At 72.9% G+C, this 13,030-nt stretch carries 11 protein-coding genes; 8 read left to right on the top strand and 3 right to left on the bottom strand.

What is annotated here, in order from left to right; genetic code table 11:
* Positions 1-45: 45 nt before the first annotated feature.
* From ACIBFB_RS18690 to ACIBFB_RS18715, 6 genes are all read left to right on the top strand, one after another.
* On the top strand, positions 46-1,710 hold the full coding sequence (locus ACIBFB_RS18690) for an FAD-binding dehydrogenase (RefSeq protein WP_397231696.1): 1,665 nt from the start codon (positions 46-48) through the stop codon (positions 1,708-1,710).
* Between the two features lie 493 nt (positions 1,711-2,203).
* Positions 2,204-3,508, top strand: a complete 1,305-nt coding sequence (gene iscB / locus ACIBFB_RS18695; RefSeq protein WP_397232040.1) for an RNA-guided endonuclease IscB — start codon at positions 2,204-2,206, stop codon at positions 3,506-3,508.
* Positions 3,509-3,536: 28 nt separating this feature from the next.
* Positions 3,537-4,145 carry a Uma2 family endonuclease gene (locus tag ACIBFB_RS18700; RefSeq protein WP_397231698.1) on the top strand — a complete coding sequence of 203 codons (609 nt, stop codon included), beginning with the start codon at positions 3,537-3,539 and terminating at the stop codon, positions 4,143-4,145.
* Positions 4,146-4,333: 188 nt separating this feature from the next.
* Positions 4,334-7,708 carry a pyruvate carboxylase gene (locus ACIBFB_RS18705; RefSeq protein WP_397231700.1) on the top strand — a complete coding sequence of 1,125 codons (3,375 nt, stop codon included), beginning with the start codon at positions 4,334-4,336 and terminating at the stop codon, positions 7,706-7,708.
* Positions 7,709-7,842: 134 nt separating this feature from the next.
* Positions 7,843-8,247: a hypothetical protein gene (locus tag ACIBFB_RS18710; RefSeq protein WP_397231702.1), complete on the top strand. Its 405-nt coding sequence runs from the start codon at positions 7,843-7,845 to the stop codon at positions 8,245-8,247.
* On the top strand, positions 8,244-9,077 hold the full coding sequence (locus ACIBFB_RS18715) for a helix-turn-helix domain-containing protein (RefSeq protein ID WP_397231704.1): 834 nt from the start codon (positions 8,244-8,246) through the stop codon (positions 9,075-9,077). Before ACIBFB_RS18710 ends, ACIBFB_RS18715 begins: the two co-directional genes overlap by 4 nt.
* 36 nt (positions 9,078-9,113) lie before the next feature.
* On the opposite strand, the gene ACIBFB_RS18720 is transcribed toward ACIBFB_RS18715, so the two are convergent.
* Both ACIBFB_RS18720 and ACIBFB_RS18725 read right to left on the bottom strand, forming a co-directional pair.
* On the bottom strand, positions 9,114-9,335 hold the full coding sequence (locus ACIBFB_RS18720; RefSeq protein ID WP_397231706.1) for a hypothetical protein: 222 nt from the start codon (positions 9,333-9,335) through the stop codon (positions 9,114-9,116).
* Between the two features lie 16 nt (positions 9,336-9,351).
* Complete coding sequence (locus ACIBFB_RS18725; RefSeq protein ID WP_397231708.1) at positions 9,352-10,260, bottom strand: SPFH domain-containing protein; 909 nt, start codon at positions 10,258-10,260, stop codon at positions 9,352-9,354.
* Between the two features lie 102 nt (positions 10,261-10,362).
* Here ACIBFB_RS18725 and ACIBFB_RS18730 point away from each other — a divergent pair, with 102 nt between their 5' ends.
* Together ACIBFB_RS18730 and ACIBFB_RS18735 are read left to right on the top strand one after the other, a co-directional pair.
* Positions 10,363-10,860 (top strand): PH domain-containing protein, encoded by a 498-nt coding sequence (locus ACIBFB_RS18730; protein ID WP_397232042.1) that lies wholly within the window; start codon positions 10,363-10,365, stop codon positions 10,858-10,860.
* Complete coding sequence (locus tag ACIBFB_RS18735; RefSeq protein WP_397231710.1) at positions 10,857-12,569, top strand: PH domain-containing protein; 1,713 nt, start codon at positions 10,857-10,859, stop codon at positions 12,567-12,569. The genes ACIBFB_RS18730 and ACIBFB_RS18735 overlap by 4 nt, the downstream gene beginning before the upstream one ends.
* Positions 12,570-12,607: 38 nt before the next feature.
* Here the strand turns inward: ACIBFB_RS18735 and ACIBFB_RS18740 are convergent, their stop codons facing one another.
* The gene (locus ACIBFB_RS18740; protein ID WP_397232044.1) at positions 12,608-12,970 is read right to left on the bottom strand and encodes an STAS domain-containing protein; all 363 of its coding nucleotides are present in this window, start codon (positions 12,968-12,970) and stop codon (positions 12,608-12,610) included.
* Between the last annotated feature and the right edge of the window lie 60 nt (positions 12,971-13,030).

A 13,030-nucleotide genomic window follows, 5' to 3' on the forward strand; every position in this document is an offset into this window, starting at 1 on the left:
CACAGTCGTCGTCATCGCGCCCGACCGTCGAGGGGAAGTGTCCGCATGAGCAGTCGAGTCGACCAGGCCGACGTGGTGGTCGTCGGAGCGGGGCTGGCCGGACTGGTCGCGACCGCCGAACTCGCCGACGCGGGCAAGCGGGTGGTCCTGGTGGACCAGGAGCCCGAGGCTTCCTTGGGCGGGCAGGCGTTCTGGTCGTTCGGCGGACTGTTCCTCGTCGACTCCCCCGAACAGCGCCGGATGGGGATCAGGGACTCGACGGAGCTCGCCCTCCAGGACTGGATGGGCACGGCCGCCTTCGACCGTCCCGAGGACGCCTGGCCGCGCCGGTGGGCGGAGGCCTACGTCGACTTCGCGGCCGGGGAGAAGCGCGCGTGGCTGCACGCGCAGGGCCTGCGGATCTTCCCGCTGGTCGGCTGGGCGGAGCGGGGCGGCCACCTGGCCGGGGGGCACGGCAACTCGGTGCCGCGCTTCCACATCACGTGGGGCACGGGCCCGGGGATCGTGGCGCCGTTCGAGCGTCGGGTGCGCGCGGCCGTCGAGCGCGGGCTGGTCACCCTGCGCTTCCGGCACCGCGTGGACGGTCTGGTGGTGACGAACGGAACCGTCACCGGGGTGCGCGGGGCGGTGCTGGCGCCCAGCGACGTCCAGCGCGGGGAGGCCAGCGGCAGGGACGTGGTCGGGGAGTTCGAACTGGGCGCGCAGGCGGTGATCGTCACCTCCGGCGGGATCGGCGCCGACCACGACCTGGTACGGAAGAACTGGCCCGAGCGGCTGGGCACTCCGCCCGCGCACATGCTCTCCGGGGTCCCCGCACACGTGGACGGGCGCATGCTCGCCATCACCGAACGGGCGGGCGGCCGGATTATCAACCCCGACCGGATGTGGCACTACACCGAGGGCATCACGAACTGGAACCCGATCTGGGCGCGGCACGGGATCCGGATCCTGCCGGGGCCGTCGTCGCTGTGGCTGGACGCGACCGGTCGGCGCATGCCCGCGCCGTGCTTCCCCGGGTTCGACACCCTGGGCACGCTGGAGCACATCATGCGCACCGGCCACGACTACACGTGGTTCGTGCTCTCGCAGAAGATCATCGAGAAGGAGTTCGGGCTGTCGGGGTCGGAGCAGAACCCGGACCTGACCGGCAAGGACGTCAAGCTCGTGCTCCAGCGGGTGCTGCCCGGGGCGCCGGGTCCGGTGGAGGCGTTCAAGCGGCACGGCGAGGACTTCGTGGTGGCCGACCGGCTGCCCGCGCTCATCGACGGGATGCGGGAGCTGGCGGGCGACGGGGTGCTCGACCCCGACACCGTCACCCGCGAAGTGGTCGCGCGCGACCGCGAGATGGTCAACCCCTTCACCAAGGACCTCCAGGTCATGACGATCCACGGCGCCCGCCGGTACCGGGGCGACCGGCTGGCGCGGGTGGCGAGGCCGCACCAGATCCTGGACCCCAAGGCGGGGCCGCTGATCGCGGTGCGCCTGCACGTGCTGACCCGCAAGACGCTGGGCGGGCTACACACCGACCTGGACGCCCGGGTGCTGCGGGCGGACGGGAGCCCGCTTCCGGGGGTGTACGCGGCGGGCGAGGTCGCCGGGTTCGGCGGGGGCGGCGTGCACGGGTACCGGGCGCTGGAGGGCACCTTCCTGGGCGGGTGCGTCTTCTCGGGGCGTACGGCAGGGCGGGCGGCGGCCACCGCGCTGGGGTAGCGGACGGGCGGTTCGGTTGCGGTCCGGCGGTCGGAGGCGAAGTGGCGGGTCACTTATTCACGAATTCCGCGATTCCCGCCCCTGCTACGGACAGTCACGGAAAGCTGGTCTTCATGTACCGACGGAGAGGCATCATGAGTGTCGTAACGGGATCCCGGCCCTGAAGGACCGAGCCCTCAGCCCCTCAGGTTGAGAGTCGCCGTTACCAGACCCAGCCATCACCTATGAGGAGGTGACCTTGATGGCTACGTTGCGCACAGGGCGGAAGACCCACCGGGCCGTGCTTCCTCAGCGGCCCGCTCTGGAATCCGCGCCAGTAGACACTCCCCGGATCGGGAACGAAACGGGGCGCGGACGCCACAGCGATGCGGCACCCGGTGTGGAACATGGTCGAGGGGAGACCGGTACCGCCTCACCTGGCGGTTCCGGCGTCACCCCCGAGCCCCCCGGGGCCGGGGAGCAGGACCGTGAGGCCCACACCACCCATCCGTTCGTGTTCGTCCTGGACGCACACGGCACCCCCTTGCAGCCCTGTCATCCGGCCAGAGCCCGCATCCTGTTAGCGAAAGGACGCGCCGTCGTCCACCGCCACACCCCGTTCACCATCCGGCTGAAAGACCGCACCGCCGCCGAGTCACAGGTTGACGGGGTCGAAGTCGGTGTCGACCCCGGCTCGAAGCACACCGGCATCGCCGTGTTCACCGTCGTCGTGGGGAAACGGCGGGGCCGGTACGCGCTCCAACTCGACCACCGCGGCGCGACCATCCGTAGGAAACTCGACCAGCGCTCCAACTTTCGCAGGCGGCGCCGGTCGGCGAATCTGCGCCACCGACAGCCCCGCTTCCACAACCGCACCCGCCCGACAGGGTGGCTTCCCCCGTCCCTGAAGCACCGGGTGGACACCGCCGTGTCGTGGGTGGACCGCCTGTCCCGATGGGCACCGGTGCGGGCCGTGCATGTGGAGCGGGTGGCGTTCGACACCCACGCCCTGTCCGCCGGGCGACCGTTGGAGGGGGTGGAGTACCAGCAGGGGACGCTGCACGGGTGCGAGGTGCGCGAGTACCTGCTCGCCAAGTTCGACCGCACCTGCGTCTACTGCGGCGCCCAGGGGGTGCCGCTCAACATCGACCACGTCTACCCCCGCTCCAAAGGCGGCTCCGACCGGGTCTCCAACCTGGTCCTGGCCTGCGTGGACTGCAACCAGGCCAAGGGTGATTGCCCGGTGGAGGAGTTCGTGCGCAGCCCGAAGGCCCTGGCCCGCATCACAGCCCAGGCGAAGGCGCCGCTTCGGGACGCCGCAGCGGTGAACGCGACCCGGTGGGCCCTGTGGCGGGCCTTGGACGAGCGCCTGCCCACCCGTGTGGGTTCGGGCGGGCGCACGAAGTGGAACCGCACCCGCAACCGACTGCCCAAGTCCCACACCCTGGACGCAGTGGCGGTCGGCAAACTCGACACCATCACCCAGACCGTGCGCACGGTTCTGGCCGTGGGGTGTACAGGGCGCGGTACCTATGCCCGTACCCGCACCGACAGGCACGGCTTCCCCCGCCTACGGCTACCCCGCACCAAGCACTTCTTCGGCTTCGCCACCGGCGACCTGGTCCGCGCCGTGGTCCCCAAAGGCAGGAACGCCGGAACCCACACCGGACGGGTCGCGGTGCGCTCGGCCGGAAGCCACACCGTCGCCACCCCGCAGGGGCCGGTCAAGACCTCGCACAGGAACCTGAGGCTCCTGCAACGGGCCGACGGCTACGCCTACACCACCCGGAAAGAGAAGGGCGTTTCCTCCCTGTCCTGAGGGACGGGGTCTCTATGCCCAACCAAAAGTGACTACCGGCAAGACGGACCTGGGTCCACCCCCGCTCACCGTGGACGATCTGAAGGACACACCGGACGACGGGCGGCGCTACGAACTGGTCGACGGGCGGCTTGACGTGTCACCCGCACCTGTCTATGTGCACACCCGCGTCGAGTCCCGGCTGACCATCCACCTTGGAGTCATCGCCCCCCCGGAGTTCGAGGTCGTCTCGACTCCCGGCATCAACGTCAACGCCGACCGCACCCACCACCGCATCCCTGACGTCGCGGTGATCCATACGGCCGACGCGGAGAGCCCCTACCTGACCAAACCCCCGCTGCTGGCGGTCGAGGTCGTCTCCCCCGAGAGCTCCATCCGCGACCACCACACCAAGCGGCAGGAGTACGAGGAGTTCGGCATTCCCTCGTACTGGATCATCAATCCCGCCCCCGCCCAGCCGAGCATCACCGAGCTCCGACTGGAGGACGGCGGGTACCGGGAGGTGGCCACCGTCACGGGCGAGAACGTCCTCAAGACGGACGCGCCCTTCCCCCTGAGCTTCGTCCCCCACTGGCTCGTCACCCCCGGCGGCGGTTGGAAGACACGCATCGGCGGCTCCGACGAGGCCGCCGGATAGGCACCTCTGACGGAGCCGGGCGCCCCCTTCCCGGAACGTCCGGCGCCGTTCCTAGGCCGCCCCGGTGTCGCCGCCGACCAGGCGTGCCAACTATCGTGCCCCTCACCATGTGCGCGGGGCGACGGACGACGGCAACGGCGCCGACGGTCCCCACCCCACCACGGGCGGAGACCCAGGAGGCTGCCTGTATGTTCCACAAGATCCTCGTGGCCAACCGAGGAGAGATCGCGATCCGCGCGCTGCGTGCGGGCAACGAGTTGCGCGCGAGGACCGTGGCGGTCTTCCCGCACGAGGACCGCAACTCGCTGCACCGGCTCAAGGCCGACGAGGCCTACCAGATCGGCGAGCCGGGCCACCCCGTGCGGGCGTACCTGTCCGTCGACGAGATCGTCCGGACCGCCCTGGAAGCGGGAGCGGACGCCGTCTACCCCGGATACGGCTTCCTGTCCGAGAACCCCGAGCTGGCCCGGGCGTGCCAGGAGGCGGGCATCACGTTCGTCGGACCGCCCGCCGACGTGCTGGAGCTGACCGGGAACAAGGCCACGGCGGTGGCGGCGGCACGGGAGGCGGGCGTGCCGGTGCTGGGCTCGTCCGAGCCCTCCACGGACGTGGACGCCCTGGTGGCCGCCTCCGAGGAGGTCGGTTTCCCGCTGTTCGTCAAGGCCGTCGCCGGCGGCGGCGGCCGGGGGATGCGCCGGGTCGACGCACCGGGGGCGCTGCGCGAGGCCGTGGAGGCGGCGATGCGCGAGGCCGCCGCGGCCTTCGACGACCCCACGGTGTTCCTGGAGAAGGCCGTGGTGGAGCCCCGCCACATCGAGGTGCAGATCCTGGCCGACGGCCGGGGGGAGGTCATCCACCTCTTCGAGCGGGACTGCTCGGTCCAGCGGCGGCACCAGAAGGTCGTGGAGCTGGCCCCCGCGCCCAACCTCGACCCGGAGCTGCGGGAGCGGATGTGCCAGGACGCGGTGCGCTTCGCCCGCACCATCGGCTACCGCAACGCGGGCACGGTCGAGTTCCTGGTCGACCGGGACGGTCGGCACGTCTTCATCGAGATGAACCCGCGCATCCAGGTGGAACACACCGTGACGGAGGAGGTCACCGACGTCGACCTGGTCCAGGCGCAGCTGCGCATCGCCTCCGGGGAGACCCTGGACGACCTGGGACTGAGCCAGGACTCCGTCACCCTGCGCGGGGCCGCGCTCCAGTGCCGGATCACGACCGAGGACCCCGCCAACGGCTTCCGCCCGGACACCGGCACCATCAGCGCCTACCGCTCCCCCGGCGGCTCCGGCATCCGGCTGGACGGCGGCACCGCCGCGGCGGGCACGGAGGTCAGCGCCTACTTCGACTCCCTGCTGGTGAAGCTGAGCTGCCGGGGCAGGGACCTGCCCACGGCGATCAGCAGGGCCCGCCGCGCGGTGGCCGAGTTCCGCATCCGCGGCATCGCCACCAACATCCCCTTCCTCCAGGCGGTCCTGGACGACCCGGACTTCCAGCAGGGCAGGGTCACCACCTCGTTCATCGAGGAGCGGCCGCACCTGCTCACCGCCCGCCCCTCCGCCGACCGCGGCACGCGCCTGCTGACCTACCTGGCCGACGTGACGGTGAACAAGCCGAACGGAGACCGCCCGCACCTGGTCGACCCCGTCGCCAAGCTGCCCGCGGCCAGCGGGGACGGGCCGCCGCCCGGCTCGAAGCAGCGGCTGGAGGAGCTGGGCCCGGAGGGGTTCGCGCGCTGGCTGCGCGAGTCCGACACCCTGGCGGTCACCGACACCACCTTCCGCGACGCCCACCAGTCGCTGCTGGCCACGCGGGTGCGGACGACGGACCTGCTCGCCGTGGCGCCCACGGTGGCCGACACCCTGCCCGGGCTGCTGTCGCTGGAGTGCTGGGGCGGCGCGACCTACGACGTGGCCCTGCGGTTCCTGGCCGAGGACCCCTGGGAACGGCTGGCGGCGCTGCGCGAGGCGGTGCCCAACATCTGCCTCCAGATGCTCCTGCGCGGCCGCAACACGGTGGGCTACACCCCCTACCCCACCGAGGTGACCTCGGCGTTCGTCCAGGAGGCCGCGGCGACGGGCGTGGACGTGTTCCGCGTCTTCGACGCGCTCAACGACGTGGACCAGATGCGTCCGGCGATCGACGCGGTCCGCGAGACCGGGACGGGGGTGGCGGAGGTCGCGCTGTGCTACACCTCCGACCTGTCCGACCCGGGCGAGAAGCTGTACACGCTCGACTACTACCTGGCCCTGGCCGAGCGCATCGTGGCGGCGGGCGCGCACGTGCTGGCGGTCAAGGACATGGCGGGCCTGCTGCGCGCGCCCGCCGCCGCGAAGCTGGTGGCGGCGCTGCGCCGCGAGTTCGACCTGCCCGTGCACGTCCACACGCACGACACCGCCGGCGGGCAGCTGGCGACCTACCTGGCTGCGGTGAACGCGGGCGCGGACGCGGTGGACGGCGCGGTCGCCTCCATGGCGGGGACGACGTCGCAGCCGTCGCTGTCGGCGATCGTGGCCGCCTTCGACCACTCCGAGCACCCGACCGGTCTGAGCCTGGACGCGGTGAACGCGCTGGAGCCGTACTGGGAGGCCGTCCGGCGGGTGTACGCGCCGTTCGAGGCCGGTCTGGCCTCGCCCACCGGCCGTGTCTACCACCACGAGATCCCCGGCGGTCAGCTGTCCAACCTGCGCACGCAGGCCGTCGCCCTGGGTCTGGGCGACCGTTTCGAGGACATCGAGGCGATGTACGCCGCCGCCGACCGGATGCTGGGCAGGCTGGTCAAGGTGACGCCGTCCTCGAAGGTGGTGGGCGACCTCGCCCTGCACCTGGTCGGCGCGGGGGTGGCGCCGGAGGACTTCGAGAAGGACCCGGGCAGGTTCGACGTGCCCGACTCGGTGGTCGGATTCCTGCGGGGCGAGCTCGGCGTACCGCCGGGGGCGTGGCCCGAGCCGTTCCGCACCAAGGCCCTGGAGGGGCGGGGGGCGGCCCGGCGGACCGAGGAGCTGACGGCGGAGGACCGCGCCGGTCTGGCCCAGGACCGGCGCTCCACCCTGAACCGCCTGCTCTTCCCCGGTCCCACCCGGGACTTCCAGTCGCACCGCGCGTCCTACGGCGACACGAGCGTGCTGTCCAGCCCGGACTTCTTCTACGGGCTGCGCGAGGGCGGGGAGCACGTGGTGGACCTGGAGCCGGGCGTGCGTCTGCTCATCGGTCTGGAGGCGGTCAGCGAGCCCGACGAACGCGGTGTGCGGACGGTGATGACCACGCTCAACGACCAGCTCCGCCCGCTCCAGATCCGCGACCGCTCGCAGTCGTCCGTCCTGCGCGAGGCGGAGAAGGCGGACCGGAACGTCCCCGGGCACGTGGCCGCGCCCTTCGCCGGTGTGGTCACGCTGGCCGTGTCGCAGGGGGAGCGGGTGGAGGCCGGCGCCACGGTCGCCACCATCGAGGCCATGAAGATGGAGGCCTCCATCACGGCCCCGGCGGCGGGGGTGGTGTCCCGGATCGCGATCGACGGGGTCCAGCGGGTGGAGGGCGGTGACCTGATCCTCGCCCTGGACTGACCGGGCCCCGGGACCGCGGGAGGGAGCCGGGCGCCCGGCTCCCTCCCGCGCGGACATGACCCCACAGGTCATCGACGCCATGAACCGGGGCGGAGAGACTGGGCACGCCGCTCCCCAGAACCCCAGGAGGTACCGTGGCCGCCCTGACCCCCAACGCCGACGCCCGCCCGCTCCGGCTGGCCCTGCGCGCGGACGGCCTGGCCTGCGCATGCGCCGGTCTCGTGCTGCTGTTCGGCGCGCCCGTCCTGCCCGGGCTCCTCGGCCTGCCCCTCGCGCTGGTGCTGTCCGCGGGGGCCTTCCTGGTCCCGTTCGCCGCCGTGCTGTGGCTGCTGGCCGCACGCCCGGCGCCGGGGTCCCGGGAGACCGTGCCCGTGGTGGTCCTGAACGCCCTGTGGATCGCGGGCTCGGCGGCGGTCGTCCTCGTCGCCGCGCCGACGGCGTTCGGCGCGGCCTTCGTGCTCGCGCAGGCGCTGGCGGTCGCGGGGATCACCGTGGTCGAGGAACGCGCGCTCCGCACGGTCGCGCGGGAGGCCGTGTGAGCACGGACGCGGCGGTCGCGCCGGAGCCCGGCGTCGGGCCGCTGCTGAGGTCGTGGCGCAACCGGCGGCGGATCAGCCAGCTGGACCTGTCGATCGAGGCGCGGATCTCCACCCGGCACCTCAGCTTCGTGGAGACCGGCCGGTCCCGGCCCAGCCGGGAGATGGTCCTGCGCCTCAGCGAGAGCCTCGACGTGCCGCTGCGGGACCGCAACCGGCTGCTGCTCGCCGCCGGGTACGCCCCGGCCTACGCGGAGACGCCGGTGGACGGGCCCGACATGGAGGCGCTGCGCGGCACGGTCCGGGAGGTCCTCGCCGGGCACGAGCCGTTCCCCACGGTGGTGGTCGACCGCACCTGGACCCTGCTGGAGGCCAACGCGGGTGTCGCCGTCCTGCTGGAGGGGGTCGCCGGGGAGCTGCTGGAACCGCCGGTCAACGTCCTGCGCGTGGGCCTGCACCCGAAGGGGCTGGCGCCCAGGATCGTCAACCTCGGGGAGTGGCGGGCCCACCTGCTGGACCGGCTGCGCCGGGAGGCGGAGTGGACCGCGGACCCCGGTCTGGGGGACCTGTACCGCGAGCTGTGCGGCTACCCCTGCGCCGACTCCGGCCCCTCGCCGGGCGGGGCCGCGGCGACCGCCGCGCTGGCCGTGCCGCTGCGGGTGCGCCACGGCCGGGAGGAGCTGGCGCTCCTGTCCACGGTGGCCACCTTCGGCACCCCCGTGGACATCACCGTCTCGGAGCTGCGGATCGAGTCGTTCCTCCCCGCCGACCGCGCCACCGCCCGTGCCCTGCACGCCGCGGTGGCCGCGCTCACCGGCACGGATCATCCCTGACGGAGGCCGGGCGCCCCGCGCGGGGCGCCCGGTCCGTCACTCCTCGGGCGGCTCCTCCTCCGGCCGCGTTCTCCGGGGGCGGCCGCGGCGGGGGATGTCGCGCGCCTCCCCGGGCATGCGGCCCGCGTCGTCGAGCGCACGGCGCAGGAGGAACTCGATCTGGGCGTTGGTGCTGCGCAGCTCCTGGCCGGCCCACCGCGCGAGCGCGTCGTGGACCGCCGGGTCGAGCCGCAGCAGCACCTTCTTTCGCTCGGGCACGGCCACCTCGTCCGGGTTACTGGTACAGGGTCCCGGTGTTGACGACGGGGTTGGTGGGGCGGTCGGAGCACAGCACCACGAGCAGGTTGCTGACCATGGCGGCCTTGCGCTCCTCGTCGAGCTCCACGATCCGGTCCTGCGACAGGCGTTCCAGGGCGCGGTCGACCATGCCGACGGCGCCCTCCACGATCTCCTGACGGGCGGCGATCATGGCCCCGGCCTGCTGGCGCTGGAGCATGGCCTGCGCGATCTCCGGCGCGTAGGCCAGGTGGGTGAACCGTGTCTCGACCACGGTCACGCCGGCCGCCGCGACCCGGTCGCCGACCTCCTTGGACAGCTGCTCGGTGACGAGGTCGGCGCTGTCGCGCAGGGAGGGGGCGTCCCCGGCCTCGTAGGAGTCGTACGGGTACCGGCCCGCGATGTGTCGGACGGCCGCCTCGGTCTGCGTGGACACGAACTGGACGAAGTCGTCCACCTCGAACGTGGCCCGGGCGGTGTCCTCGACCTGCCACACGATGACGGCGGCGATCTCGATGGGGCTGCCCGCCGCGTCGTTGACCTTCATGACGGAGGTCTCGTGGTTGCGGATGCGCGTGGAGATGACGCCGCGCAGCGTGAAGGGGTTGACCCAGCGCAGACCGTCGGTGCGGACGGTGCCGACGTAGCGGCCGAACAGCTGCACGACGCGCGCCTCGTTGGGCGCGACCATGGTCAGCCCCAGGGACAGGGCCGCGCCCGCGACGGCCGCGGCCGAGCCGACGCCGATCAGGAACGCGGGTTGGCCGAACACGGCCAGGACGGCGACCGCGGCCCCCGCCAGGACCAGCGCGGCGCAGACGGCGGCCATGAGCAGTCCGTCCAGGCTGCGGGCGTCGTGCTCTCTGTACTGGGGGGTGGGGCGCGGAGCCCGCGTGGGTTCGCTCATGGTCGCTTCTCTCCTCCAAGTGATGACTGGAGCATAGCATTGTGATATCACTTTTACTAGCAGGCCCGACCGGGCCCCCTACCGAGAGGAGACGTGGACGCGATGAGCACCGGCGCTCCGCGATTGCGCCCGCCCCACCACCGCGTTGACCGGCGTGCCGTCTGGTGGTGGACGACACGGTCACTGGTGGTCACCGTGGTCCTCACGGTCATCCCCGTGATCCCCGCCCTGATCTGGGCCCCGCCCCGGTTCTGGTTCCTCCTCGCGGCCGCGGTGATCGGCGGTCTCGGCCTGCTGATCACCGTCCTCATGCCCCAGTGGCGCTACCGCGTCCACCGGTGGGAGGTCACCGACACCGCCGTGTACACCTCCAGCGGCTGGATCTGGCAGGAGTGGCGGGTGGCCCCGATGTCGCGGATCCAGACCGTGGACACCGAGCGGGGCCCGCTGCAGCGCGCGTTCGGACTGTCCAGCGTGACCGTGACGACCGCCTCGGCGGCCGGTCCCATCGAGATCGCCGGACTGGACCACACCGTGGCCACCGAGGTGGCCGACCGCCTCACCGAGACCACCCAGGCCACCCCGGGAGACGCGACATGACCTCCCCCGACGGCTTCTCCCCGCAGGTCCCGGAGCCCGAGGCCGCCTGGGACCGGCTGCACCCGCTGTCGGTGTGGGCCACCGCGATCGTGGTCGGGTTCTTCCTCGTGCCCTCGGCGATCGTCGGCGCGGTGGTGCTCGCCATCGCGGGCCAGACCCTGTGGGCCTTCCTCCCCGTGCCCGCCTCGCTCGCCTTCCTGGCCCTGATGACCTACCTCGACCTGCTGCGACTGCGCGCGACCCGGTTCCGGGTGACGGGGGAGCGCATGGAGGTGCGTTCGGGAATCGTCGCCAAGTCCTACCGGTCCATCCCCCGCGAGCGCGTGCGCAGCGTGGACGTGGCCGCGCCGGTCTTCGTGCGGATCTTCGGGCTGTGCTCGGTGACCGTCGGCACCGGCGAGAAGGTCGGTTCCGGCGGCTCGGACCAGCTCCAGCTCCTCTACGTCACCGCCGACCAGGGTGAGGCGTTGCGGCGCGACCTGCTCGACCGGGGCCGCGCCGCGCGGGCCGCCGTCTCCCCCGCGGCCGGGGAGGGCGGGGAGGACGCGGCCGACGCGGAGGAGGCCGGGGCCGACGAGGTCGAGCTGGCCAGGCTCAAGCCCGCGTGGCTGGGGTTCGCCTCGGCCACCAGCGCCACACTGGGCGTCGGGCTCGGCGCCATCGCCGGTCTTCTGGGCCTCAACGCCCAGACCCAGGGCGTGGGCTGGGACTGGCTGTCGGGCCGGTTGGGGCTGCCCACGCCGGACGAGATGTCCTCGTACGTGATGGCACGGCTGCTCGTGGTGGTGCCCACGGCCCTGATCGCGCTCCTGGTGTCCGGTGTGGTCGTGCTGACCGTTGTGGCCGTGGAGACGTGGTGGAACTACCGGCTCACCCGTGAGCCCGACGGCACCGTACGACTGCGCCGAGGGCTGCTGACCAGTGTGTCGCTGTCGGTGGAGGAGCGGCGGCTCAACGGCGTCACCCTGCACGAGCCGTTCGTGCTGCGCCTGGCGGGCGGCGCGGACGTGCGGGCCGTGGCGACGGGGCTGGCCGCGGCCGACGCGAAGAAGACGAGCGCCAAGAGCCGCCTGTCGCCCGGGATGCCCCGGGAGCGGGCCCGCGATCTGGCCGCCGCGCTGATGCGGACACCGGACTCGCCCCTGGACGTGCCGTTGGCCCCGCACCCCGGATCCGCGTTGCGCCGCCGCCTCACCCGCGCGGGGGTCGCCACGCTCGTCGGCGCGGTGGCCGCCGCCCTGCTGGCCTGGGCGCACGCTCTGGCGACCGAGGCGTGGTGGTCCCACGTGCACGAGGTGGAGGAGGAGATCATCCCGCTGCCGCTGGCGACGCGGGCGGTGGAGGCCACACCGAGTTGGGGCTGGGCGGTGGCGGCGGCGCTGTTCGGCGTGCTGGCGGTCGGTTACGCGGTCGGCTCCTACCGCGCCCTGGGCCACGGCCTGCACCCGCGCTACCTGGTGGTGCGGCAGGGCATGGCGGCGCGCGACACCGTGACGCTGGAACGGTCGGCGGTGATCGGCTGGCGGATCACGCGGTCGCCGTTCCAGCGGTGGGCGGGCCTGGCCGACGTCGCGGCGACCACGGCGGCGGGCGGCGGGATGTACGCGGCCGTGGACGTCGGACTGGACCAGGGGCTGGCCTGGGCGGACGCCGCAGTGCCGGGGTTGTTGGAGCCCTTCCTGGTCCGGGAGGGCGGCCAGGAGCCCTAGGTTCCCGCGCCCTGGTCGGGGCCGGGCGCCGGCCCCGGTCAGGGCGCCCCGGTGACCGGGTGGCCGGAGAAGGGGGCGCCGTCCCACCGCAGTCCGCTGGTGTGGGTCAGGGCCATCTCCAGGATCGGGTAGATCTCGAACACCCGGTCCATGCCCAGGACGTCGAGGACGCGCGCGGCGATCGGGGCGGGTTCGGCGAGCACCACGTGCCGCCCCTCGCGCGTCAGGACGCGGTGGACGGCGAGCAGGGCGCGCAGCCCGCTGGCGTCGAAGAAGTCGAGACCCGACATGTCCACCACGAGGCAGTCGCACCGGGAGCCCTGCGCGGCCCGCAGCAGTCGCTCGCGCATGCGGTCGGCGGTGGCGAGGTCGATGTCGCCGTGGACGGGGACCACCGTCACTCCCGTGCAGGGGAAACGCTCCTGGGCACGGAACCGGTCAGCACTCGTCACTCGGGCCAC

The sequence above is a fragment of the Nocardiopsis sp. NPDC050513 genome, assembly GCF_044457925.1.
Taxonomy (GTDB): domain Bacteria; phylum Actinomycetota; class Actinomycetes; order Streptosporangiales; family Streptosporangiaceae; genus Nocardiopsis.